Source organism: Catenulispora sp. MAP12-49, assembly GCF_041262705.1.
Taxonomy (GTDB): Bacteria; Actinomycetota; Actinomycetes; order Streptomycetales; family Catenulisporaceae; genus Catenulispora.
On record NZ_JBGCCP010000070.1, the window covers coordinates 1 to 23,995 of the forward strand.

The 23,995-nt window shown below is 70.5% G+C and carries 22 protein-coding genes and 1 pseudogene; all 23 read left to right on the forward strand.

The window, feature by feature from the left end; translation table 11 throughout:
* Positions 1-456 precede the first annotated feature (456 nt).
* The gene (locus ABIA35_RS48475; RefSeq protein ID WP_370342611.1) at positions 457-792 is read left to right on the forward strand and encodes a PadR family transcriptional regulator; all 336 of its coding nucleotides are present in this window, start codon (positions 457-459) and stop codon (positions 790-792) included.
* Positions 789-2,039 (forward strand): hypothetical protein, encoded by a 1,251-nt coding sequence (locus tag ABIA35_RS48480; protein WP_370362535.1) that lies wholly within the window; start codon positions 789-791, stop codon positions 2,037-2,039. Before ABIA35_RS48475 ends, ABIA35_RS48480 begins: the two co-directional genes overlap by 4 nt.
* A gap of 30 nt (positions 2,040-2,069) precedes the next feature.
* Complete coding sequence (locus ABIA35_RS48485; RefSeq protein WP_370342609.1) at positions 2,070-2,459, forward strand: response regulator; 390 nt, start codon at positions 2,070-2,072, stop codon at positions 2,457-2,459.
* A 21-nt stretch (positions 2,460-2,480) separates the two neighbouring features.
* Positions 2,481-4,163, forward strand: coding sequence for an arginine--tRNA ligase (gene argS, locus ABIA35_RS48490; protein WP_370342608.1), 1,683 nt, complete (start codon positions 2,481-2,483; stop codon positions 4,161-4,163).
* A gap of 35 nt (positions 4,164-4,198) precedes the next feature.
* Positions 4,199-5,596, forward strand: coding sequence for a diaminopimelate decarboxylase (gene lysA / locus ABIA35_RS48495; protein WP_370362536.1), 1,398 nt, complete (start codon positions 4,199-4,201; stop codon positions 5,594-5,596).
* Positions 5,597-5,723: 127 nt separating this feature from the next.
* The gene (locus ABIA35_RS48500) at positions 5,724-7,019 is read left to right on the forward strand and encodes a homoserine dehydrogenase (protein WP_370342606.1); all 1,296 of its coding nucleotides are present in this window, start codon (positions 5,724-5,726) and stop codon (positions 7,017-7,019) included.
* A gap of 27 nt (positions 7,020-7,046) precedes the next feature.
* A complete protein-coding gene (gene thrC, locus ABIA35_RS48505; protein WP_370362537.1) occupies positions 7,047-8,102 on the forward strand; it encodes a threonine synthase in 1,056 nt (351 codons plus the stop codon).
* 53 nt (positions 8,103-8,155) lie between these two features.
* Positions 8,156-9,175, forward strand: a complete 1,020-nt coding sequence (gene thrB / locus ABIA35_RS48510) for a homoserine kinase (protein ID WP_370362538.1) — start codon at positions 8,156-8,158, stop codon at positions 9,173-9,175.
* Positions 9,176-9,546: 371 nt separating this feature from the next.
* Positions 9,547-11,532, forward strand: coding sequence for a transcription termination factor Rho (gene rho, locus ABIA35_RS48515; RefSeq protein WP_370362539.1), 1,986 nt, complete (start codon positions 9,547-9,549; stop codon positions 11,530-11,532).
* A gap of 33 nt (positions 11,533-11,565) precedes the next feature.
* Positions 11,566-12,354, forward strand: a complete 789-nt coding sequence (locus tag ABIA35_RS48520) for an alpha/beta hydrolase family protein (RefSeq protein ID WP_370362540.1) — start codon at positions 11,566-11,568, stop codon at positions 12,352-12,354.
* A 92-nt stretch (positions 12,355-12,446) separates the two neighbouring features.
* Entirely contained in the window at positions 12,447-12,665 is a 219-nt protein-coding gene (gene rpmE / locus ABIA35_RS48525; RefSeq protein ID WP_194909381.1) for a 50S ribosomal protein L31, read from the forward strand.
* A 108-nt stretch (positions 12,666-12,773) separates the two neighbouring features.
* Positions 12,774-13,844: a peptide chain release factor 1 gene (gene prfA / locus ABIA35_RS48530; RefSeq protein ID WP_370342601.1), complete on the forward strand. Its 1,071-nt coding sequence runs from the start codon at positions 12,774-12,776 to the stop codon at positions 13,842-13,844.
* Between the two features lie 91 nt (positions 13,845-13,935).
* Positions 13,936-14,781 carry a peptide chain release factor N(5)-glutamine methyltransferase gene (gene prmC / locus ABIA35_RS48535; RefSeq protein WP_370342619.1) on the forward strand — a complete coding sequence of 282 codons (846 nt, stop codon included), beginning with the start codon at positions 13,936-13,938 and terminating at the stop codon, positions 14,779-14,781.
* A 95-nt stretch (positions 14,782-14,876) separates the two neighbouring features.
* Positions 14,877-15,527 (forward strand): L-threonylcarbamoyladenylate synthase, encoded by a 651-nt coding sequence (locus ABIA35_RS48540; protein ID WP_370342600.1) that lies wholly within the window; start codon positions 14,877-14,879, stop codon positions 15,525-15,527.
* Between the two features lie 38 nt (positions 15,528-15,565).
* Positions 15,566-17,614: a hypothetical protein gene (locus ABIA35_RS48545; RefSeq protein WP_370362541.1), complete on the forward strand. Its 2,049-nt coding sequence runs from the start codon at positions 15,566-15,568 to the stop codon at positions 17,612-17,614.
* A 181-nt stretch (positions 17,615-17,795) separates the two neighbouring features.
* Complete coding sequence (locus ABIA35_RS48550; protein ID WP_370362542.1) at positions 17,796-19,106, forward strand: glycosyltransferase family 4 protein; 1,311 nt, start codon at positions 17,796-17,798, stop codon at positions 19,104-19,106.
* 277 nt (positions 19,107-19,383) lie between these two features.
* Entirely contained in the window at positions 19,384-19,863 is a 480-nt protein-coding gene (locus tag ABIA35_RS48555; RefSeq protein ID WP_370342596.1) for a hypothetical protein, read from the forward strand.
* Positions 19,864-20,089: 226 nt separating this feature from the next.
* Positions 20,090-20,440 (forward strand): AtpZ/AtpI family protein, encoded by a 351-nt coding sequence (locus tag ABIA35_RS48560; protein ID WP_370362543.1) that lies wholly within the window; start codon positions 20,090-20,092, stop codon positions 20,438-20,440.
* A gap of 97 nt (positions 20,441-20,537) precedes the next feature.
* On the forward strand, positions 20,538-21,377 hold the full coding sequence (gene atpB / locus ABIA35_RS48565; protein WP_370342594.1) for a F0F1 ATP synthase subunit A: 840 nt from the start codon (positions 20,538-20,540) through the stop codon (positions 21,375-21,377).
* 160 nt (positions 21,378-21,537) lie between these two features.
* On the forward strand, positions 21,538-21,783 hold the full coding sequence (gene atpE, locus ABIA35_RS48570; RefSeq protein WP_012785432.1) for an ATP synthase F0 subunit C: 246 nt from the start codon (positions 21,538-21,540) through the stop codon (positions 21,781-21,783).
* Between the two features lie 41 nt (positions 21,784-21,824).
* Entirely contained in the window at positions 21,825-22,394 is a 570-nt protein-coding gene (locus tag ABIA35_RS48575) for a F0F1 ATP synthase subunit B (protein WP_370342593.1), read from the forward strand.
* Complete coding sequence (locus ABIA35_RS48580) at positions 22,394-23,209, forward strand: F0F1 ATP synthase subunit delta (RefSeq protein WP_370362544.1); 816 nt, start codon at positions 22,394-22,396, stop codon at positions 23,207-23,209. The genes ABIA35_RS48575 and ABIA35_RS48580 overlap by 1 nt, the downstream gene beginning before the upstream one ends.
* A 193-nt stretch (positions 23,210-23,402) precedes the next feature.
* A pseudogene (locus ABIA35_RS48585) lies at positions 23,403-23,995 on the forward strand (F0F1 ATP synthase subunit alpha); the annotation flags it as partial.

Genomic DNA, 23,995 nt, shown 5'->3' on the forward strand with positions numbered 1-23,995 from the left:
ACCAGCTGGGCGATCCGACTTGATACCACCGGACCGGTCTGCTTCCGTTAGGCGACGATGCGACGGGGAATCCGGGACAGAGGCGACCACAAGCAACAACCGCCGCCCGACAACGCGGCCCCCACTCCCCGGAGTGAGGCCGCTCGCCGCGCAGGCGCCGCCGGAGGCGCTCTTCAGGCTCTTGACCTTGCCCTTGACTGCCGCTTTTGCTCTTGACTGTGGCAGTAGACCCGACCACCTGCCCACACCACCGCCGCCCACACACGACGTCACCCACCCCGAGCCGCGCCACCAACGGATCCTGTAAACCCCGCGCGAAGCCGTCAAGAAACGCCTGTCAGCCCCCACCCCAGCCGCACCCACACGAGAACCTCACCCACACATAGGTCAGGGGCGCTTCTTTTTTTCGCGCGGTACTGTGCAATGTGTAGTACCGTGTTCCGCACAGGAGGGGCGATGGATTCCACACAACTGCTCAAGGGCGTCCTGGACTCGGCGGTGCTCGCGGTCCTGGTCGATGAGGACGGCTACGGCTACGACATCGTCCGCAGGCTGCGGGTCGCCGGGTTCGAGGACATCGGGGACGCGTCGGTCTACGGAACGCTGCGGCGCTTGTACGCCAACGGATATCTGACGAGTTACGTGGTGCCCTCGGAGGCGGGGCCGCACCGGAAGTACTACGGGGTCAACGCCAGCGGGCGGGCGCAACTGAAGGAGTCCACGGCGACGTGGCGGGTGTTCGCCGGAACGATGGACCGGCTTCTCGGAGCGGACAGGGGTGATCGGGTATGAGTTCCCAGGAGTTCGAGGGCACAGCCGGCGGCGGCCGTGACGGTGCCGCCGGCGACGAGGTGGCCGGATACGCGGCCGAGGTCCGGGCGCAGTTCGCCGACCTGTCCGAGCAGGACAGCGCCGAGTTGCTGGAGGACCTGGAGGACCACCTGCGCGAGGTCGCGGCCGAGGACGCCGGCACGCTGCGCGAGCGCCTCGGCGCGCCGGCGGCGTATGCCAGGGAGCTGCGACAGGCGGCGGGATTGCCGGAGCCGGGGGAGGGGAGCGGCTCGGGCGGTGCGCGCCGGCCGCGGCGGACGCTGCGGTCCAGGGCGCGACAGGCGGTGGCGGACGCGGAGGGCCGGGCGCGCCGGCACCGGGCGGGGCGCGAGGTGCTGGATTTCCTGCCCTCGCTGCGTCCCGCGTGGTGGGTGCTGCGCGGCTGGGTCGCGGTGCGGCTTTTGGAGGTGATGACGACGGACGTGGGTCCCTGGCACGACTTCGCGCTCATCCCGCAGGTCGGGAACAGCACGTTCACCGGCTTCATCGCGCTGCTGGTCGCGGTCCCGGCGTCGGTGTACGCGGCGCGCCGGACCGTGCCGGAGGGCTGGCGGCGCCGGGCGATGGGGGCGGGGGAGGGCATCCTCGTCCTGTTCACCGTCGCGATGGCGCTGTCGGCGGCAGGCGGCCAGGACGACTACGCCCAGACGGCTTCGGGCGTGTCCTACGTTCAGCAGGCGCCGCAGCAAGGGCTCGCCGAGAACGGCAAGGAGGTCTCCAACCTGTACGTCTACGACCAGAGCGGCAAGCTGCTCAGCGGCGTCCTCGTCTACGACCAGGACGGCCAGCCGGTCATGGCGGACCCGTTCATGGACGGGTTGGAAATCGACAACAACGGCTGGCTCGACGGCAACGGCGCGTTGGTGTCGAACGCCTACCCGCGGCAGTTGTTCCGGCAGGAGTGGGACAACGACAACGGCGGTCAGCACTACGTCACGGTTCCGCCGCCGCTGGTGAACGTTCCGCGCGGGGTGCACCAGGGCTCGACACCGACTCAACCGCAGGGCCCTCCGCAAACACAGAGCTCATCTCAACCGCAGAGCTCTACTCAACCGCAGAGCTCTACTCAACCGCAGAGCTCTACTCAACCTCAGGGCTCTGCTACACCCTCGCCGACGCCCCCCGCAACGCCCTCAGGTGGCGCCACCGGAGCGCAGCCGTCCTCCACGCTCCCGTCGACTCCGGCGCCGAGCAGCACGACGGGTTGATGATTCATCATCGCCCGCTACGGTTGCCCCGTGAACAACTCAGGTTCGGGGCGCGTCCTAGTGGTCGACGACAGCGACACCGTCAGGACACTGATCCGTATCAACCTGGAGTTGGAGGGCTTCGAGGTCCAGGAGGCCGACTCGGGCGCCCGGTGCCTGGAACTGGTGCCGGGCACCGATGTGGTGACCCTGGACCTGCTGCTGCCCGAGACCGGTCCCGGCGGCCTCGACGTGCTCCGGCGCCTCAAGCGCGACCCGGCTCTGGGCCGTCCGCGGGTCGTCGTGGTGACCGCCGCGGCGCTGCCGGAGGACCGGCGGCTCGGGGAGTCGGCCGGCGCCGACGCCTACATCACCAAGCCCTTCGAGCCGGTGGACCTGGTCGACGCGGTGAGGGCGCTGGCCTCGCGTCCCGTAATCTAGGCATCCCGTAACCTAGGGCGGGTGACTCCCGAGCAGCTTTCCCAGGCCGTCCTCGACACCGTCAAGGAAGCCGTCGCCGACGGCGTGCTGACCCTGACAACGGTCCCCGAGGCCGTGACCGTCGAGCGACCGAAGAACCGCGACCACGGCGACTACGCCACCAACGTCGCCCTCCAGCTGACCAAGGCCGCCGGTATGCCGCCGCGGGCGCTGGCCGAGCTGCTCGCCGAGCGCCTGCGAAAGGTCGAGGGCATCGCCGGCGTGGACATCGCCGGGCCCGGGTTCCTCAACCTGAGGCTGGCCGCCGGCGCCGCCGGCGAGCTCGCCAAGAGCATCGTCGAGCAGGGCCAGGCGTACGGGCGCAGCGAGACCTTCGCGGCCCACATCGTCAACCTGGAGTTCGTCTCGGCCAACCCGACCGGGCCGCTGCACCTGGGCCACACCCGGTGGGCCGCGGTCGGCGACGCCCTGGGCCGGCTGCTGGAGGCCGCCGGCGCCGACGTCACGCGCGAGTTCTACATCAACGACGCCGGCAACCAGATGAACAACTTCGGCAAGTCGCTGGCACTGCGGGCGAACGGCCAGGAGGTGCCCTCGGGGGAGGGCCTGTATGAGGGCGCGTACATCAAGGATCTGGCACAGGCGATCCTGGAGGAGCACCCGGTCCTGACCCAGCTGCCGGCCGACGCGCAGGTCGAGGCCTTCCGCACCGCCGGGTACAAGCTCCAGCTGCGGCTCCAGCAGGAGTCGCTGGAGAAGTTCCGCACCCGCTTCGACGTCTGGTTCTCCGAGAAGACGCTGCACGACTCCGGCGACGTCGAGGGCGTCGCGGACCGGCTGGCCGAGCAGGGCCACGTCTTCGAGCAGGACGGCGCGGTCTGGCTGCGCACCACCGACTTCGGAGACGACAAGGACCGGGTCATCGTCCGCTCCAACGGCGAGCGCACCTACTTCTCCGCGGACTGCGCGTACTACCTGAACAAGCGGGACCGCGGCTACTCGCCGTGCATCTACATGCTCGGCGCCGACCACCACGGCTACGTCGGCCGGCTCAAGGCGATGGCCGCGTGCTCCGGCGACGACCCGGACAAGGACATCGAGGTCCTGATCGGCCAGTTCGTGAAGATGGTGAAGGACGGCGAGGAGGTCAAGCTCTCCAAGCGGACCGGGAACATCGTCACGCTGGACGACGTGATCGACATGATCGGCGTGGACGCGGCGCGGTACGCGCTGGCCCGCTCCAGCGTCGACCACGAGCTGGTGCTGGACGTGGACCTGCTCACCTCGCAGAAGGCCGAGAACCCGGTCTACTACGTCCAGTACGCGCACTCGCGGATGGCCTCGGTCAAGCGCAACGCGGCCGAACTGGGCTTTGACAAGGGCGCTCCCGAGGACTTCAAGCCGGAGTTGCTCTCGCACCCGCGCGAGGAGGAACTGCTCGCGGCGCTGGCCGAGTTCCCCCGGGTCGTGGCCCAGGCCGCCGGGCTGCGCAGGGTCCACCAGGTCGCGCACTACCTCGAGCTGGAACTGGCGAAGAAGTACCACGCCTGGCAGTCCGAGAAGAAGGACTGCCGCATCCTCCCGCTCGGCGACGAGCCGCCGACCGACGTGAACCGCGCCCGGCTTTGGCTGGTCGAGGCCACGCAGACCGTGCTCCGCAACGGTCTTGACCTCCTCGGCGTCTCGGCCCCTGAGCGCATGTGACAAATCGGACCTGAAGTAGGGAACACTTTCGGTCCATGAGTAGAAGCGCGCACCCCGCCGGGCCCCGCTACGCCGACGTCCTGCCGGAGGGCGGCCACGGCGCCGCCCCGGCGGACCTGAACCGGCTGAGCCAGAAGATCTGGCCCGGCGGGGTGGCGCGCGACGAGGAGTCCGGCGCGGTCACCTTCGCCGGCGCCGACGTCCGCGAGCTGGCACGCGAGTTCGGCACCCCGGCGTACCTGATCGACGAGGACGACTGGCGCCGGCGGGCCCGCGAGTGGGTCGAGGCGTTCGGCGCGGATGCCGACGTCTTCTATGCGGGCAAGGCCTTCCTCTCCGTGGCGATCGCCAAGTGGGCCGCCGAAGAGGGCCTGCATCTGGACGTCTGCTCCGGCGGCGAACTCGCGGTCGCCCTGCGCGCCGGTTTCCCGGCGGACCGGCTCGGCTTCCACGGCAACAACAAGTCCGTGGCCGAGTTGGAGCGCGCGGTGGACGCCGGGGTCGGCCGGATCATCGTCGACTCGCACGACGAGATAGAGCGGCTGGCCGCCGTCGCCGCGGACCGCGGCGTCCGGCAGCGCGTCATGCTGCGGGTCACCCCTGGCGTCGAGGCGCACACCCACGAGTTCATCGCCACCGCGCACGAGGACCAGAAGTTCGGCTTCTCGCTGGCCGGCGGCGCCGCGGTCGAAGCCGTGGCGCGCGTCCTGAAGCACGCCGACCACCTGGAGCTGACCGGTCTGCACTCGCACATCGGCAGCCAGATCTTCGACACCGCCGGCTTCGAGGTGGCCGCGCACCGGCTGACCGAGGCACTGGCCGCCATCAAGGGCGAGCACGGCGTCGAGCTGCCCGAGTTGGACCTCGGCGGCGGCCTGGGCATCGCCTACACCGAGGCCGACGACCCCGCGCCGGTCGCCGAGACCGCGCGGCGGCTCAAGGAGATCGTGGCGCGCGAGTGCGACGCCGCGGGCCTGGCGCGTCCGCGCCTGTCCGTGGAGCCCGGCCGGGCCATCGCCGGTCCTCCCGGGATCACGCTCTACGAGGTCGGCACCGTGAAGCCGCTGCCGGGGCTGCGTACCTATGTCTCAGTGGACGGCGGGATGTCGGACAACATCCGCACCGCCCTGTACGACGCCGAGTACTCCGTCGCGCTGGTCAGCCGGGCCAGCAAGGCCGAGGCGACGCTGGCCCGCGTGGTCGGCAAGCACTGCGAGTCCGGCGACATCGTGGTCCGCGACGCCTGGCTGCCCGGCGACACCGCTCCCGGCGACCTGGTGGCGGTCGCCGCGACCGGCGCCTACTGCCGCTCGATGGCCAGCAACTACAACCACCTGCTCAAGCCGCCGGTGGTCGCGGTCAGGGACGGCGAGGCGCGGGTCATCGTGCGGCGTGAGACCGAGGACGACCTGCTGGGGCTTGACCTGGGATAGCGCTGCACGGCGGTCCCACATCCCGGACGACGGGTTGTCGAGGAGTGGGATTCGGCGAGACTGACAAGACTGACAGTGCCATGCCCGCAGATGTGTGTGGCACCGACCGAGGCGATGGGGATTCACGATGCGTACTGAGCCGCTGAAGGTGGCACTGCTGGGCTGTGGGGTAGTCGGCTCGGAAGTCGCGCGCCTGATGACGGCCAACGCCGCCGATCTGGCCGCGCGCGTCGGGGTCCCGCTGGAGCTGGCCGGGATCGCCGTGCGCCGGCCGAACCGCGCGCGCGAGGTGGCCGGGGTCGACCCGGACCTGTTCACCACGGACGCCGAGGGCCTGGTCAAACGGGACGACGTGGACCTGGTGATCGAGGTCATCGGCGGGATCGAGCCGTCCCGGGCGCTGATCCTGGCGGCGCTGGAGTCCGGCAAGTCCGTGGTGTCGGCGAACAAGGCGCTGCTCGCCGAGGACGGCGCCACGCTCTACGAGGCGGCCGAGAAGCACGGCGCGGACCTCTACTACGAGGCCGCCGTGGCCGGCGCCATCCCGCTGCTGCGCCCGCTGCGCGAGTCGCTGGTCGGCGACCGGGTGCACCGGGTCCTGGGCATCGTCAACGGCACCACCAACTTCATCCTGGACCGGATGGACACCACCGGCGCCGGCTTCACCGAGGCGCTGGAGGAGGCCACCGCGCTGGGCTACGCCGAGGCCGACCCGACCGCCGACGTCGAGGGCTTCGACGCCGCGGCCAAGGCCGCGATCCTGGCCGGGCTCGCCTTCCACACCCGGGTCACCGCCTCCGACGTGCACCGCGAGGGCATCACCGAGGTCACCGCGGCGGACATCGCCTCGGCCCGGGCGATGAACTCCGTGGTCAAGCTGCTGGCGATCTGCGAGGTGGATGTCGAGGCCGGCAAGGTCTCGGCGCGCGTGCACCCGGCGATGATCCCGCGCAGCCACCCGCTGGCGAGCGTGCGGGAGGCCTACAACGCGGTGTTCATCGAGTCCGAGTCGGCCGGCCAGCTGATGTTCTACGGCCCCGGGGCCGGCGGCTCGCCGACCGCCTCGGCGGTGCTCGGCGACCTGGTCGCGGTCGCCCGGAACAAGGTGAGCGGCCGGCGCGGGCCGGCCGAGACGGCCTACGCCGGGCTCACCGTCCGGTCGGTCGGCGAGGCGCGGACCCGCTACCACATCAGCCTGGACGTCGACGACAAGCCGGGCGTGCTGTCGGCGGTGGCGGGTATCTTCGCAGAACAGGACGTATCGATCGCCACCGTGCGGCAGTCCGGGCGCGGCCTGGACGCGCAGCTGGTGATCGTCACGCACCTGGCCCCGGACGCGGCCCTGACCGCGACCGTGGACCGGCTGCGGGCGCTCGACTTCGTGCGTGACGTGTCCAGCGTCATGCGTGTGGAATCCGAATAGCACCTCTTCCTTTAGGAGACGGCGGACATGGCTTGGCGAGGCGTGATCGAGGAGTACCGACAGTGGCTGCCGGTCGACGCCGGCACGCCCGTGGTCACGCTGGGCGAGGGCGGCACGCCGCTGCTGCCCGCGCCGCGGCTGTCCGCGCTCACCGGGTGTGAGGTGTTCATCAAGGTCGAGGGCATGAACCCGACCGGATCCTTCAAGGACCGGGGCATGACCACCGCGATCTCGCTGGCCAAGCAGGCCGGCGCCGAGGCCGTGGTGTGCGCCTCCACCGGCAACACCAGCTCCTCGGCGGCGGCCTACGCCGTGCGCGGCGGGCTCCGGCCTGCGGTGCTGGTGCCGGCCGGCAAGATCGCGCTGGGCAAGCTGGCCCAGGCGCTGGCGCACGGCGCGACCCAGCTGCCGGTCCAGGGCAACTTCGACGACTGCCTGCGGCTGGCCCGCGAGCTGGCCGCCAAGTACCCGGTGGCGCTGGTCAACTCGGTCAACCCGGTCCGGCTGCACGGCCAGAAGACCGCCGCCTTCGAGGTCGTCGACGTGCTCGGCGACGCCCCCGACATCCACGCGCTGCCGGTCGGCAACGCCGGGAACATCTCCGCGTACTGGCTCGGATATCAGGAGTACGCCAAGGAGGGTCAGGCCTCGCACACGCCCCGCATGTTCGGATTCCAGGCCGCCGGCGCGGCCCCGCTGGTGCTCGGCGCTCCGGTCGAGCACCCGGACACCATCGCCACCGCCATCCGGATCGGCAACCCGGCGTCCTGGGACCTGGCGGTCGCCGCGCGCGAGGACTCCGACGGCGTCATCGAGGCGGTGACCGACGAGGAGATCCTGGCCGCGCACCGGGTGCTCTCGGCCGAGGAGGGCGTGTTCGTCGAGCCGGCCTCCGCCGCGGGCGTGGCCGGGATCCTCAAGCTGGCTCAAGCCGGCCGGCTGGAGTCCGGCAAGCGGATCGTGATCACCGTCACCGGGCACGGTCTGAAGGACCCCGAGTGGGCGGTCAAGGCCGCGCCGCCGCTGCCGGAGGCGGTGCCGGCCGACGTGGCCGCGGTCGCCGAGGCTCTCAGCCTTACCTAAGGAACGTTCTGATAAAGGTGAGGGCTTCATATCTGGAGCACGAACGGAGCACAATGCCGAGCCCTGTCTTCCGAGCCGCCCCGGTACGCGTCCGCGTCCCGGCCACCAGCGCGAACCTCGGACCCGGCTTCGATTCCCTGGGCCTGGCGCTCGGGTTGTACGACGAGGTGATGGTCCGGATAGCAGACTCCGGACTGAAGGTGGACGTCGCCGGCGAGGGCGCCGAGACGGTCGCCCGCGACGAGGGGCACCTCGTGGTCCGTGCCATGCGGGCCGCGTTCGACCGGCTCGGGGCCCGTCCGCCGGGACTCGAGCTGGTCTGCGCCAACCGGATCCCGCACGCCCGGGGCCTGGGCTCCTCGGCGGCGGCGATCTGCGCCGGCATCGTGGCCGCCCGGGCGCTGACCGTCGGGGCGACGCTGTCCGACGACGCCGTGCTCCAGCTGGCCACCGAGATGGAGGGGCACCCCGACAACGTGGCGGCCTGCCTGCGCGGCGGGTTCACCATCGCCTGGTTGGACCAAGCGGGTGAAATCTCCGATGCCTCCGCGGCGACCGCGCGGGTGCTGGCGATCACGCCCGACCCGGCCGTCCGGGCCGTGGCGTTCGTGCCCGCCGAAGGGCTCTCGACCGAGGTCGCGCGGGGTCTGCTGCCCAAGCTGGTGCCGCACGCCGAGGCCGCGCGCAACGCCGGGCGGGCCGCGCTGCTGTCCGCCGCGCTCATCGGCGGCCGGTCCGAGCTGCTGCTGGCCGCCACGCAGGACCGGCTGCACCAGGACTACCGGGCGCCGGCCATGCCCGCCTCGGCCGCGCTGATCGCCGCGCTGCGCGACCAGGGGCACGCCGCCGTGGTCTCCGGCGCCGGCCCGACCGTTCTGGTTCTGACGACGGAAGAGCAGGTCCAGGCGGTGATCGCGGCCGGGCGCCGGGTCGTGCCGCAGGGCTGGCAGGCCTTCGGCCTCGCCGTCGACAGCGCCGGTGCGGTATCCTTGAGCTCAACCGAAGGCGCGGGGCGGGGACTGGATTCCGACACATCGGATAGGGGTTCAAACCCACGCCACGGGGGACTGTGATTGATGAGAGCAGCGCCCGCGTATGGTTTTCCTTGGGACGGCGCGTCAAGCTCGGCGTCCCGTTGACCACCACGAGGTGTTACTCTCCTGTCGAGCACCTACGTCTCCACTGGTGAGCGACAGCGCGACTCCCCTCCCTTGGCGGCCACGACCGTCGGCGGCGGCGATTCGCGCGAGTGCGGTCTAGGTATCCCGTGTGAAAAGCATCCGCGACCGGCCTGTGCCGAACTTGTCCAGCACAGCGCCGCGTCCGCGCGGGTACCTGCATCGCGACCTCGGTTCCAATTCAACACAGCTCTTCACAACCAGCACCTGTCCCCGGCCCGGAAGCGGAAGTCCGCTCGGAGCCGGCGACCAGGAAGGATCGCTTCGTGAGCGACACCACGACTGAATCCCCCGCCACCGCCCCCGCCGGGCGTGCCGGCAAGGGGCTGTCCTCGATGCTGCTCCCCGAGCTCCAGGCCTACGCCGTGAGCCTGGGGATCACCGGTACCGCGCGGATGCGCAAGGGCCAGCTCGTCGAGGCAATTCAGGAGAAGAACGGCGGCGCCGCGAAGGCCGAGCCCGCCGCCGCTGCCGCGCCCGCCCGGACCACCGCGCGCCGCACCCGCAGCAACACCGCCGCCGCGGCCGAGAAGGCCGCCGCGGAGCAGACTCAGCCTTCTGAGGTCCGGGCCGACATCCCGGAGCAGCCGCAGCGCGAGCGGGCCGAGAAGGCCCCCGCCGAGGCTGCCGGGCGCGCTGAGCGCACCGAGCGGGCCGAGCGTGCTGAGCGCCCCGAGCGCACCGAGCGCGCGAGCAAGGCCGCCGAGAGCGCCGTGGCCGTCGCCGAGGGCCAGGCCGCGCCGGCTGCCGCCACTGCCAACACCGCCACCGCCGAGGCCGCCGGCGGCCAGGCCAACTCCGGCGGCCAGGGCGGCGAGGGCGACCAGCAGCGCAACCGCCGCGACCGGAACAACAGCAACAACAACCGCCGCGAGCGCGGCCGGGGCGGCGAGGGCGGCGGCGAGCGCCAGCAGACCTCCGGCGGCGGCCAGAGCCAGGGCGGCTCCAGCGGTTCGGGCGGCTCCGGCGGTTCGGGCGGCTCCGGCGACGACTTCGACGACCGCCGCGGCAACCGGCGCACCCGGGACCGCAACCGCAACCGCGAGGACCGGCAGAACCGCCGCAACCGCGGCCGCGGCGAGGGCGGCGGCGAGGTCGAGACCACGATCAGCGACGACGACGTCCTGATCCCGGTCGGCGGCATCGTCGACATCCTGGACAACTACGCCTTCGTGCGGACCTCCGGCTACCTGCCCGGCCCCGACGACGTCTACGTCTCCCTGGCCATGGTCCGCAAGAACGGCCTGCGCAAGGGCGACGCGGTCACCGGCGTGATCCGCGCCCCGCAGGACGGCGAGCGCCGCGAGAAGTTCAACGCCCTGGTGCGCCTGGACTCGATCAACGGCCTGGAGCCGGCGGCCTCCCGGCAGCGCCCGGAGTTCAACAAGCTCACGCCGCTGTACCCGCAGGACCGGCTCCGTCTGGAGACCGAGTCCAACATCCTGACCACCCGCATCATCGACATGATCGCGCCGATCGGCAAGGGCCAGCGCGGGCTGATCGTGGCCCCGCCCAAGACCGGCAAGACCATGATCATGCAGGCCATCGCCAACGCGATCACCCAGAACAACCCCGAGTGCCACCTGATGGTGGTGCTGGTGGACGAGCGGCCCGAAGAGGTCACCGACATGCAGCGCTCGGTGAAGGGCGAGGTCATCGCCTCGACCTTCGACCGGCCTGCCGACGACCACACCACGGTCGCCGAGCTCGCGATCGAGCGGGCCAAGCGCCTGGTGGAGCTCGGCCACGACGTGATCATCCTGCTGGACTCGATCACCCGCCTGGGCCGCGCCTACAACACCAGCGCCCCGGCCTCCGGCCGCATCCTCACCGGCGGTATGGACAGCCAGGCGATGTACCCGCCGAAGAAGTTCTTCGGCGCGGCGCGCAACATCGAGAACGGCGGCTCGCTGACCATCCTGGCCACCGCGCTGGTGGAGACCGGCTCGCGCCTGGACGAGGTGATCTTCGAGGAGTTCAAGGGCACCGGCAACATGGAGCTGCGGCTGGACCGCAAGCTGGCCGACAAGCGCATCTTCCCGGCGGTCGACGTCGACCCGTCGAGCACCCGCAAGGAGGAGCTGCTGCTCGGCGCCGAGGAGCTCAGCATCGTCTGGAAGCTCCGCCGCGTCCTGCACGCGCTGGACCAGCAGCAGGCCATGGAGCTGCTGCTGGACCGGATGAAGAAGACCAAGTCGAACGCCGAATTCCTGATGACGATCCAGAAGACCGCGGTCGGTCCGCAGGAGTAACGGTTTCCTTGAGAAGTCAGTAAGGTGGCCGGGGTGACGATCACCCCGGCGTCTTACCCGTACGGTCCCCATCCCTCCCAGGTCGGCGAGCTTTTCGTCCCGGAGGGTGCGGGGCCGTTCCCGGTTGTGGTGCTGATCCACGGCGGGTTCTGGCGCACCCCCTTCGACCGCGAGTTGATGGACCCGCTGGCCGAGGATCTGGCCGAGCGCGGCTTCGCGGCCTGGAACATCGACTACCGCCGGGTCGGCGACGGCGGGGGCGGGGAGTCCTGGCGCGTCACGCTGGACGACGTCGCCGCCTCGCTGGACCAGCTCGGCGCGCTGTCCGCCGAGCACCCGCTGGACACCGATCGCACGGCCCTGGTCGGGCACTCCGCCGGCGGTCACCTGGCGCTGTGGCTGTCCTCGGAGTTCCAGGTCGCGGCCGCCGTCTCGCAGGCCGGGGTGGCCAATCTGTACGACGCGGCCGCCGATCGGCTGGGCGTCGGCTCCCCGCGCGAGGGCCTGGGCGTCCTGGACGTGCCGGCGACGATGGAGTTCCTCGGCGGCTCCCCGGAGGAGGTCCCGGACCGCTACGCGGCGGCCTCGCCCTCGGCGCTGCTGCCGCTGGAGACCCCGCTGCTGCTGGTGCACGGCGACGAGGACGACCGGGTGCCGATCTCGCAGTCGCGGAACTTCGCCGACGCGGCCCGGGAGGCCGGCGACGAGGTGGAGCTCGCGGAGTTCCCCGGCATGGGGCACTTCGAGGTGTTGGACCCGAAGCACGCCAGCTGGGGCCGGACGCTGGAGTTCCTGGAGCGGGTGCTGGCAAGCGTGGAATAAGCACCCCCCGACTCCCGTTAAGATGGTTCGTCGGTCCCGGTTCACCCCACGTATATGGAGACCCGGCGGCCACTCGACCTCAAGGAGCCGAAATGAAGCCTGACATCCACCCGAGCTACCAGGTCACGACCGTGACCTGCGGCTGTGGCGCGACCTTCCAGACTCGCAGCACCGCGCCGAACGGCGTGATCCACGCCGAGGTCTGCTCGCAGTGCCACCCGTTCTACACCGGCAAGCAGAAGATCCTCGACACCGGCGGCCGCGTGGCGCGCTTCGAGGCTCGTTTCGGCAAGAAGGACGCCAGCAAGTAGTGCGCGCGGCGGCGCCGGTGCCGTGGACCCTCGGGTCCGGCGGCTCCGGCGCCGCCGTTGTGTTTGCTCCGGGCGTTTCCCTTGCTGGCATCAACTTGAGGACGTGACATGTTCGAGGTCATCGACGACCTGCTCGCCGAGTACGCCGAGCTGGGGACGAAGCTGGCGGACCCGTCCGTCCACGCCGACCAGGATGTCGCCCGCAAGCTCGGCAAGCGCTACGCCGAACTCGGCCCCATCGCCGAGACCTACCGGGAGTACCAGAGCGTCGGCGAGGACATCTCCGCCGCCGAGGAACTGGCCGCCGAGGACCCCGCCTTCGGCGAGGAGATCCCGGGGATGCAGGAGCGCCGCACCGTGCTGGAGGAGCGGCTGCAGAAGCTGCTGATCCCGCGCGACCCGATGGACGAGAAGAACGTCATCCTGGAGATCAAGGGCGGCGAGGGCGGGCAGGAGTCCATGCTCTTCGCCGGCGATCTGCTGCGCATGTACATGCGCTTCGCCGAGCGCCAGGGTTGGAAGACCGAGGTCCTGGAATCGACCGAGTCCGACCTCGGCGGTTACAAGGACGTGCAGGTCGCGGTCAAGGGCCGGGTCAACGAGGCCGGCGAGGGCGTCTGGGCGCGGCTGAAGTACGAGGGCGGCGTGCACCGCGTGCAGCGCGTGCCGGTGACCGAGTCGCAGGGCCGGATCCACACCTCGGCGGCCGGTGTGCTGGTGCTGCCCGAGGCCGAGGAGGTCGAGGTCGACATCAACGCCAACGACCTGCGCATCGACGTCTTCCGCTCCTCCGGCCCCGGCGGGCAGTCGGTCAACACCACCGACTCCGCGGTCCGCATCACGCACCTGCCCACCGGCGTGGTGGTGAGCTGCCAGAACGAGAAGTCGCAGCTGCAGAACAAGGAGTCCGCGATGCGCATCCTGCGCGCCCGCCTGCTGGCGGTGGCGCAGGAGGAGGCGGACAAGGAGGCCTCGGACACGCGCAAGTCGCAGATCCGGACCATGGACCGCTCCGAGCGCATCCGCACGTACAACTTCCCGGAGAACCGCATCAGCGACCACCGGGTCGGCTACAAGTCGTACAACCTGGACCAGGTGCTCGACGGCGACCTGGACGCGATGATCCAGGCCTGCGTCGACGCGGACACCGCCGCGAAACTCGCGGCCGGGGGCAACTGAGGCGGCGGGAATACCGGTGAGCGATTCCACTCCGGTGGCACAGGATCCGACGAGCGGGCCGTCGTCGGCCGGCGATGCCAAGGGCTCCTCCTTGCTGCGCGCCGAGATCGCGCAGGCCGCGCTGCGCCTGGCCGAGGCCGGCGTCGGCTCGCCCCGGCACGACGCGGAGGAGCTGGCGGCCTGGGTGCACGGCGTGCGCCGCGCCGAGCTGCACCGGGTCCCCGACCACGACTTCGACGCCCGGTACTGGGAGGTCGTCGCCCGCCGCGCGAACCGCGAGCCGCTGCAGCACATCACCGGCGCCGCCTACTTCCGCTACCTGGAGCTCGCGGTCGGCCCGGGGGTGTTCGTCCCGCGGCCGGAGACCGAGGTGATGGTCGGCTGGGCCATCGACAAGCTGCGGGCGCTGGACGTCGCCGAGCCGCTGATCGTCGACCTGTGCACCGGCTCCGGCGCGATCGCGCTGTCGATAGCGCAGGAGGTCCCGCGCGCCCGGGTCCACGCCGTGGAGCTGTCGGAGAACGCCTACACCTGGGCCGCGCGCAACATCGCGGCGGCGGAGGCGGGGGAGCGCGTGACCCTGCACCTGGCGGACGCGGTGACCGCGCTGCCGGAACTGGACGGCCGGGTGGACGTGGTGGTCTCCAACCCGCCGTACATCCCGCTGACCGAGTGGGAGTACGTCGCCCCCGAGGCCCGCGACCACGACCCGGAGCTGGCGCTGTTCTCCGGCCCCGACGGCCTGGACCTGATCCGCGGCCTGGAGCGCACCGCGCAGCGGCTGCTGAAGCCCGGCGGCTGGGCCGCGTTCGAGCACTCCGACAAGCAGGGCGGCGAGGTGCAGCGCATCTTCCTGGAGGAGCGCGGCTGGGCCGAGGCGTCCGACCACCGGGACCTGACGAACCGGCCGCGGTTCGTGACGGCCCGCAAGGGCTGAGGACCGCCGGCGCGGATCGGTCGGCGATCGGCGGCGGGGCATCGGCGGGGACGGGCCGACCACGCACGCGGGATCGGCCAGTAGACTCACGCCCCATGAGCCGCCGATTCGACTGCACCGACCCCGAGCAGCGCAAGACGGGCCTCCGCGAGGCGGCCAGCGCCGTCCGGCGCGGTGAGCTGGTGGTGATGCCGACCGACACCCTGTACGGCATCGGGGCCGACGCGTTCACCAACTGGGCCGTCCGCGCCATGCTGGAGGCCAAGGGCCGCGGCCTGTCGATGCCCAGCCCCGTCCTGGTGCCCTCGCCCGCGACCCTGCACGGCCTGGTGGCCGGCATGCCCGCGGTCGGCTGGGAACTGGTCGACGCCTTCTGGCCCGGCGGCCTGACCCTGGTGGCGATGCACCAGCCGACCCTCACCTGGGACATCGGCGAGACCCGCGGCACCGTCGCGGTCCGCATGCCGCTGCACCCGGTGGCGATCGAACTGCTCACCGAGACCGGCCCGATGGCCGTCTCCAGCGCCAACAAGGGCGGCATGCCCGCCCCGCAGAGCGCGATCGAGGCCCAGGACCAACTCGGCGACGCGGTCTCGGTCTACCTGGACGCCGGCAAGGTCGGCGCCGAGGGCGGCGCGAGCTCCATCGTCGACGTCACCGGCACCGCCCCGCTCCTGCTGCGCGAAGGCGCGCTCACGTTCGACCAATTGCGGGAAGTGGCTCCGACGCTGACCCGCGCCGAGTAACCTCGGCTGGCTGGGCCGAGGGCGCTGGGAGGAGCAGGGTGGGGAACCAGGGAACGGATACCGGCGTGCCCGGCGAGGCCGAGCAGAGTCCCGGTGGCGAGGCGGCCGAGGGCGGTGCGCGATCCGAGCAGGCGGAGCAGCAACAGGCCGCTGATCTGCCCGGCCAGCGCAGGGAGACCGCCGAGCCCGAGCCCACCGATGATCTGCCTGGCCGGCTCGAGCCGACAGCCGATCTGTCCGGCGAGCCCGAGTCGGCCACCGATCAGCCCAACCAGCCCGATCAGCCCAACCAGCCCGGCCAGCCCGACCGTCCCATCATCCGCATCCCCGCCCCGCGCCGGCCCCTGTTCGACACCGTCAACCCGGTCCGCGCCGCCGCCGCGATCGGCCGCCGCCACCATCCCGTCACTTTGGCGCTGATGGCGGCGACCACCCTCGCCTACGCCGTGCTGGCCTACCAGCGCCGGTGGATAGCCGACGACGGGATGATCGCGGTGCGCACGGTGCGCCAGATCCTCGCCGGGCACGGGCCCGTCTACTCGCCCTACGAGCGGGCCGAGACCGACACCTCGACGCTGTGGACCCTGCTGCTCACCATCGGGGGCGGTCTCACCGGGGTGGACGTGGCGCGGGTCGCCATTCTCGCCGGGCTGCTGTGCGCCGTGGGCGGCGTGACGGCCTCGCTGTTCGCCACCGCGCGGCTCCATGCGCGGCTGAGCGGCAAGCCGCGGCAGGTGCTCCTGCCGGCCGGTGCGCTGGTGCTGCTGGGGGTCTCGCCGTTCTGGGACTTCGCGACCTCCGGGCTGGAGACCGGCCTGGAGATCCTGTGGCTGGGGCTGTGCTGGCTGGCGTTGGTCGCCTGGTGCGCGCAGTCGCCCGACGCCCGGCGGCAGTACGCGGTGGCCTTCCTGATAGGCCTGGCGCCGTTGGTCCGGCCCGAATTCGCGCTCCTGGAAGCGGTCTTCGCGGCCGCGGCGTGGTTCCTCATACGCCCCGGCAAACGGCGCACGGTCCTGCTTTTCGTTACGGCGCAAGCGCTGCCGCTCGTCACGGAGTTCCTGCGCGCGGGCTACTACGGCGAACTCGTCCCGCTTCCCGCACTGGCGAAGTCCGCGGACGGCTCACAGTGGAACCGCGGCTGGCGCTATGTCGAGGAAACGCTAAAGGGCTACTTCGTCTGGATTCCGTTGGCGATCCTGCTTGCCGCCGCCATCGCTCATCTCATGAAGAGGAGCGCGGTGAAGGACCGCGGTACCGCGATCCTGCTGGCGACGCCGGTGATCGCCGGTCTGCTGCTCGGCCTTTATGTGGTGAAGGTCGGCGGTGACTTCATGCACGCGCGCATGGTCCTGCCGGTCCTCTTCCTCCTCGTCCTGCCGGTACTTCTCGTGCCGGTGACGAAGGTCCTGGCGTCGGCCGTCGCCGCGACCGCGGCCTGGGCCGCCTATTGCGGACCCACCTACTCGGTCCACTTCTACGACCAGAAGCACGCCGTCGCCGAGGACGAGCGTGTCGGCTACCAGCAGTGGACCGGACGGCCCAACCCGGACACCTCGGCGGCATACACCAACCGCGAGCGGGGAATCGGGCTGGCGATCGCCTCGTGGGCCGCGCACGGACAGCGCGTCCTCACCTCCGAGGGCGGGATAGACGTCCCGCTCGACCCCAGCCTGCCCTTCCCCTTCGCGGTGGCCGCCGGGCGGCTCGGCGCGGCCGGCGCCGAGACCCCGCTGGGGGACGAGGTCGTCGACACGCTCGGGCTGGCCAACCCGGTCGGCGCGCACCTGACCGTCACCACCCCCGGCCGGCCCGGCCACGAGAAGGAGCTGCCGTGGGCCTGGATCCTGGCCGACTACGGCGATCCGGCCGTCGTGGACACCAGGGTGGTCCTCGACGGTGTCTCCCCGGCCGAGGTGGCGGCCGCACGGCACGCGATGGGCTGCGGGGCGCTGAAGGAGCTGCTGGATTCGACCAGACAGCCCATGACCGCCGGCCGGTTCTGGAGCAACCTCACCGGCGCGGTGAGCAGGACGGCGCTGGTCGTCCCGGCAGACCCGTTCGCCGCGGAGAAGAAGTTCTGCCGATGACCGCTTCCGTTCCACAGTTGTGACGCACCGCCTGCCGGTAGTCGGCGTAGGGTTGTCTCGGGACGCGGGTGACACCTGATCCACCTGATCCTCCGAGGACCACCGCTCATCGGTGGTCGACTGTCCTAGTCAGACCCTGTTAGGCCCCGCAGTACACAGCGAGAGAATCGGAGAGGATCCCGTGAGGGAGTACCTGCTCGCCATGACGGTGGCACTGGCGGTGACCCTCCTTCTCGGCGGCCCGGTCCGGGCGCTGGCCATCCGGCTGGGACTGGTCCCGGTGATCCGCGAGCGGGACGTGCACGAGACCCCCAAGCCCCGGGTGGGCGGGCTGGCCATGTTCATCGGACTGGCCGCCGCGCTGACCGTGGCCGGGCACTTCCCGATGCTGGAGCGCGACGTCTACGGCGAGTCCAACACCATCCAGGCGCTGCTGTGGGGCACCTTCCTGGTGGTGGTGCTGGGCATGGTGGACGACAAGTTCGAGCTGGACCCGCTGACCAAGTTCGCCGGCCAGATCTTCGCCGCCTCGGTGATGGTGGTGAAGGGGATCCAGATCAGCTGGCTGGTGATCCCCGGCATCGGCATCGTGGCCGTGGACCCGACGCTGTCCATCGTGGTGTCGGTGTTCCTGGTGCTGGTGCTGATGAACGCGGTGAACTTCGTCGACGGCCTGGACGGCCTGGCCGCCGGCATCACCTGCATCGCGGGCCTGGCCTCCTTCGCCTACTGCTACCGGCTGGCCATCAGCTACAAGCTCAGCGGCGCCACCGCCCCGGCGCTGATCGCGATCGTCACCGTCGGGATCTGCCTGGGCTTCCTGGCCCACAACTGGCACCCGGCCCGGATGTTCATGGGCGACACCGGCTCGATGCTGCTGGGCATGCTGCTGGCCGCGACCTCCATCACCGTCATGGGCGGCATCGACCCCTACCAGCTGGGCGCGGGACTGAGCCAGACCAGCTCGGTGCACAAGTTGGTGCCGGCCTACCTGCCGCTGATCATGCCGATCTCGGTCACCCTGCTGCCGATCGCCGACATGGTGATGGCCGTGGTGCGCCGCACCAAGGCCGGCATGTCCCCGCTGGCCGCCGACAAGGGCCACCTGCACCACCGGATGCTGCAGATCGGGCACTCCAAGCGGCGCGCCGTGCTCATCATGTACTTCTGGTCGGCGCTGGTCGCGTTCGTCACCGTGCTGTTCGCCGTGACGCCCTCGCGCCAGCCGATCGTCTACGGCGCCATAGCGATGACACTGGTGGGACTGCTGATGCTGCTGGGACCGCGCCTGGGCGACCACCGGGAGCGGCTGCGCACCAAGGCGCTGCGGGTGGGTTCGGCTCCCACGGCCCGGCACCGCGCCGGAGCCGGGAGCACCGGCGGGCCCGCCGAGGGCGAGTCGGCCATCCCGGCCATAGCCGCATCGGCGGAGAACGGCGCCGACAACACGAATCCCGACGGCGGCATGCGCCCCCGCACGCTGTCGCGTTGATCACACCTGGTGTCCACCCGATCGTGACCCTGTGTCCACCCCGGGTACGTTCTCCCAGCTGAAGAAGTACGCACTCTGACGGAGCAGGGCCGGAAAAACACAGGTCGAGGGGCGGGCGAAAACCGGTTCGTGCGTAGGAGGCGAGCTTGTGATAGCTTTCACGAACAAGGGGATGAGGGGTTGTGAGAAATCCGAACCGCCCCCGTAACCTGAACCGACACGACGCGGTGCCGGATCCCCGGCAGCGCGCGACCTACAAGACTTCTTGAGGGAAGCCATGCAGGCCATTGACGCCCGATTGTTGCGCGGAGCAGCGGTACCGACCGCTGTCGCCGGCGCCATCGCCGTCGTGCTCTGCACCGTGCTGGTCGGCAGCAAGGGCCTGATCGGATCGCTGCTCGGCAGCGTCATCACTCTGGCCTTCTTCTCGGTGACGATCGTGGTCATCAGCCGGGTCGCGCAGAAGCAGCCGCAGATGCTGCTGGGCTACGCGATGCTCACCTACCTCGGCAAGATCTTCTTCCTTGCCGCGCTGATGATCGCGTTCAAGCACACTACGCTGTTCCACTTCCGCTCTTTCGGGTTCACCATGCTGGGCCTGACGTTGGTGTGGCTGGCCGCCGAGACCCGCGCGGTGCTGAAAACGAAGATCTTCTACGCGGACCCCTCCGCGATCCCGGACTCGCTCAAGCCCGCGGCGCCCAAGCGCCCCGAGAGCACCGCCGAGTCCGAACCGACGCCCCTCGGCGGCCGGTAGTCACCCATGACCTCCCATAAACCGGCCTGTGGGCCGGTACTGACTCCTCGCCTGCTCACCGCCGGAACCGGACTGTGTTACCGGCCGGCGCTGACGCCTCGCCTGCCCTCTGTTCGGAATCGAACGGTGCCAGGTCACGAGTTCCTAACGCATTCCAGCGTGCCGCTCACGCCTTCTCAGCTGGGTTTCAGGGAAGGTCATCTCTCCTGCTATCGTCCGAGGCGGCATGAGCAGCATGAGCAGTACACGCAAGCCGAAAACCCCCACCGGGAGACCCGAGAAAAAGGTCGATCCGGCCTCGATCACGGGCTACCTGCTGACGGGCATGGTCCTCTACGGCGGCCTGGGTTGGCTGATCGACAAGTGGGCCGGCACCTCGAACGTGTTCGCACCGATCGGGGTGATCTTCGGACTCGCCGCGGGTCTGTATCTCACGCTCCGGCAGGTGTCGGTGCTGGAGAGGCAGGAACGCGAAGCACTGCTCCGCAAGCGCCGCGCCCTGGCCGACGTCGAGCCCGAGGACGCGACCGCGCAGCAGCAGGACCGGCAGGACCAGTTCGACCAGCACGACCGATAGCCACGACACATCCAGTGCCGATCGCGCGCCCGGGGACGACCCGGACGCGCCGACACCTGAAGGTTGCCGTCACGATGAGCCAGTCTGGATACACACGATGAGTCTTAGTCTTGCCGCCGGTGTCGGCGCACTGAGCACGGACAGCAGCGGTTGCCACCTCTTCGGCAGCAACAACTGCGGCTTCAGCCACGTCTCGCCGAGCTCGGAGGACTTCGACTTCTCCACCCGCCCGGCCTTCCACATCCTCGGCTACGGCGTCACCAAGCCGACCCTGATCGTCGCGCTGATCATCGTGCTGATGGTCGCCTTCGGCTGGGCCGCCTTCAACAAGCCGAAGATGGTCCCGCGCGGCGTGCAGAACGTCGGCGAGGTGGCCTACCTCTTCGTGCGCGACCGCATCGCGCGCGACTCGATGGGCAAGCAGGGCGACAAGTACGTGCCCTTCCTGTTCTCGCTCTTCTTCTTCGTCTGGCTGATGAACATCATGTCGTTCGTCCCGGGCATCCAGTTCCCGGTGAGCTCGGTATACGCCTTCCCGCTGGCCCTGGCCATCATGGTCTGGCTGACCTACATGTACGCCGGCTTCAAGCGGCACGGCCTGGGCTACTTCCGCGTCCTCGGCGTCCCGAGCGGCGTGCCGCTGGGCATCCTGGTCATCCTGACGCCGATCGAGCTGCTGTCGAACATCTTCATCCGGCCGTTCACCCTGGGCATCCGGCTCTTCGCGAACATGTTCGCCGGCCACCTGCTGCTGGCGACGTTCGCCGCCGGTGCCTGGTACATGTTCAGCGTCAAGGGGATCGTGTTCTCCGGCGCGTCCTTCACCATGGCGATCGTGATGACCGGCTTCGAGCTGTTCATCCAGGCGCTTCAGGCCTACATCTTCGTGATGCTGACCGCGAGCTACCTGCAGGGTGCTCTTGAGGAAGCGCACTAGAACCACATAGGGCCGTGTTCCTCTTAAGCGGCCAACGCAGACGTGCGGCTCCTTGTTCCCAAGGGGACGTGGTGCAAGACCACAACTCAAGATCACGCATGACCTATAAGCGACCGGTTGGCAGAACGCCCGCCGGCCAACCAGAAGGAAAACGAGAGACATGAGCGCTGCTCTGACCACCCTCGCCAGCACCGACATCAAGCTGTCCGGCATGGGCTTCCTCGGGTACGGTCTTTCGGCCATCGGCCCGGGCATCGGCGTCGGCCTGATCTTCGGCAACGGCGTGCAGGCCATGGCCCGCCAGCCCGAGGCCGCCGGCATGATCCGCACCAACATGTTCATCGGCTTCGCGCTGACCGAGGCGCTCGCGCTGCTCGGTTTCGTGGCGCCGTTCGTCCTGAAGTAAAGCGCCGACCCGAGCCCCTACGGACCTAGGGAAGGTAGACCATGATGCCTGCTGCGAACACCGCAGTCGTGCTGGCCGGTGAGTTCAACCCGGTCGTGCCCAAGGGCGACGAGCTCGTCATCGGCACGATCGCGTTCCTGATCATCTTCGTGATCTTCTGGAAGAAGCTCCTGCCGAGCATCAAGAAGACCCTGGATGAGCGCACCGACGCCATCGAGGGCGGCATGCAGCGTGCCGAGGAGGCCCAAGCGGCCGCCGCCGCGCTGCAGGAGGAGTACCAGCGCAACCTGACCGAGGCGCGCCACGAGGCCGCCAAGATCACCCAGCACGCCCGCGAACAGGGTGCCGACATCGTCGCGTCGATGCGCGCCGACGGCACCGAGCAGCGCGACAACCTGGTGTCCTCCGGCCGGGCCCAGCTCGACGCCGACGCCGCCGCGACCCGCGCCGCGCTCAAGGGCGACCTGGGCACGCTGGCGATCCAGCTGGCGAGCAAGATCGTCGGCGAGTCGCTGGAAGACGAGGCCCGCCAGCGCGGCACCGTCGACCGGTTCCTGGCCGAGCTGGAAGCCAAGGCGGAAGCCCAGTCCGGTGCTAAGGCGGGTGCCTGATGCAGGGCGCCAGCCGCGAGGCTCTCGCGGCCGGAGCCGACCGCCTCGACGCGCTCACCTCGGCGCCGGGTGCTGACATCGCGGCCGTGGCCGACGACCTGTCGGCCGTGTCCGTGGCCTTCGGCAAGGACGCGGCGCTGCGCCGCATGCTGACCGACCCGGCCCGGCCGGCGGCCCAGCGCGCGGACATCGCGACCGCGCTGCTGGCCGGCAAGATCGGCGCCGACGCCGCCGCCCTGGTGGCCGGCCTGGCCCGGTCCCGCTGGAGCGCCCCGCGCGACCTGGCCGACGCGGTCGCGAACCTCGCGGTCCGTGCCGACCTGGCCGTGGCCGAGCGCGACGGCAAGCTGGACGACGTCGAGGACGAGCTGTTCCGGCTGGGCCGGCTGCTGGACTCCAACGGCGACCTGGCGCTGGCCCTGGCCGACGGCCGGGTTCCGGCCGACAAGCGGGTCGCGCTCGTCGACGGGCTGCTGTCCGGCAAGGTCGACACGACGACGTACCGCCTGGTGGGCCGACTGGTGGCCAACCCGCGCGGCCGGTCGATCAGCGCGGGCCTGACGGAGATCGGCAAGGAGGCGGCCGCGCGCCGCCAGCGGCTGATCGCCTATGTGACCGCGGCGCTCCCGTTGACCGAGCAGCAGCGCGACCGCCTCGCGGCGGTGCTCAAGCGGCTGTACGGCCAGCAGGTCCACCTGAACGTGGACCTGGACCCGGCGGTGCTGGGCGGGCTGTCGGTGCGGATCGGCGACGAGGTCATCGACGGCACCGTGGCGACCCGGCTGGGCCAGGCGCAGCGGCAGCTGGCCGGCTGAGTCCGCGAGCCGACGCAGCGGCGCTCGGCGTCAAGGCTTAGCGTCGTACAAGAAGCACTCACCGTGCCCAATTGAAGATCTAGCAGTACCCACCAGAAACGACCTGCGGGTGGTGGCGGCGGGCGGAACTCCGGCAGACGAGCCGGGCCCGCCGTTGCCCGGCCCGGATGATTCTAGGAGAGCAGGAATACTCATGACGGAGCTCACGATCCGTCCGGAGGAGATCCGGGACGCGTTGGAGCGCTTTGTCGCTTCCTACGAGGCGCCCGAGGCGTCGAAGGACGAAGTCGGCACCGTCACCGAGATCGGTGACGGCATCGCCAAGGTCGAGGGCCTGCCCTCGGCCATGACCAACGAGCTGCTGAAGTTCGAGGACGGCACCCTGGGCATCGCCCTGAACCTGGACGTCCGCGAGATCGGCGTCGTGGTCCTGGGCGACTACGAAGGCATCGAGGAGGGGCAGCGGGTCGCGCGTACCGGCGAGATCCTGTCCACCCCGGTCGGTGACAAGTTCATGGGCCGGGTGGTGAACCCGCTGGGCGAGCCGATCGACGGCCTGGGCCCGATCGAGGCCGAGGGCACCCGCATCCTGGAGCTCCAGGCGCCGGGTGTCATGGCGCGCCAGTCGGTCAAGGAGCCGCTGCAGACCGGTATCAAGGCCATCGACTCGATGACCCCGATCGGCCGTGGTCAGCGTCAGCTGATCATCGGCGACCGGCAGACCGGCAAGACCGCGGTGGCCGTGGACACGATCATCAACCAGAAGCAGAACTGGGCGTCGGGCGA

What these genes read in the sequence shown, in the direction of transcription:
- ABIA35_RS48475 (WP_370342611.1), top strand. Translation starts at nt 457, where the DNA reads ATGGATTCCACACAACTGCTCAAGGGCGTCCTGGACTCGGCGGTGCTC.
- lysA (WP_370362536.1), top strand. Translation starts at nt 4,199, where the DNA reads ATGAGTAGAAGCGCGCACCCCGCCGGGCCCCGCTACGCCGACGTCCTG.
- ABIA35_RS48480 (WP_370362535.1), top strand. Translation starts at nt 789, where the DNA reads ATGAGTTCCCAGGAGTTCGAGGGCACAGCCGGCGGCGGCCGTGACGGT.
- thrC (WP_370362537.1), top strand. Translation starts at nt 7,047, where the DNA reads ATGGCTTGGCGAGGCGTGATCGAGGAGTACCGACAGTGGCTGCCGGTC.
- ABIA35_RS48580 (WP_370362544.1), top strand. Translation starts at nt 22,394, where the DNA reads ATGCAGGGCGCCAGCCGCGAGGCTCTCGCGGCCGGAGCCGACCGCCTC.
- atpB (WP_370342594.1), top strand. Translation starts at nt 20,538, where the DNA reads ATGAGTCTTAGTCTTGCCGCCGGTGTCGGCGCACTGAGCACGGACAGC.
- ABIA35_RS48575 (WP_370342593.1), top strand. Translation starts at nt 21,825, where the DNA reads ATGATGCCTGCTGCGAACACCGCAGTCGTGCTGGCCGGTGAGTTCAAC.
- atpE (WP_012785432.1), top strand. Translation starts at nt 21,538, where the DNA reads ATGAGCGCTGCTCTGACCACCCTCGCCAGCACCGACATCAAGCTGTCC.
- ABIA35_RS48540 (WP_370342600.1), top strand. Translation starts at nt 14,877, where the DNA reads ATGAGCCGCCGATTCGACTGCACCGACCCCGAGCAGCGCAAGACGGGC.
- prfA (WP_370342601.1), top strand. Translation starts at nt 12,774, where the DNA reads ATGTTCGAGGTCATCGACGACCTGCTCGCCGAGTACGCCGAGCTGGGG.
- ABIA35_RS48560 (WP_370362543.1), top strand. Translation starts at nt 20,090, where the DNA reads ATGAGCAGCATGAGCAGTACACGCAAGCCGAAAACCCCCACCGGGAGA.
- rpmE (WP_194909381.1), top strand. Translation starts at nt 12,447, where the DNA reads ATGAAGCCTGACATCCACCCGAGCTACCAGGTCACGACCGTGACCTGC.
- thrB (WP_370362538.1), top strand. Translation starts at nt 8,156, where the DNA reads ATGCCGAGCCCTGTCTTCCGAGCCGCCCCGGTACGCGTCCGCGTCCCG.
- ABIA35_RS48500 (WP_370342606.1), top strand. Translation starts at nt 5,724, where the DNA reads ATGCGTACTGAGCCGCTGAAGGTGGCACTGCTGGGCTGTGGGGTAGTC.
- ABIA35_RS48555 (WP_370342596.1), top strand. Translation starts at nt 19,384, where the DNA reads ATGCAGGCCATTGACGCCCGATTGTTGCGCGGAGCAGCGGTACCGACC.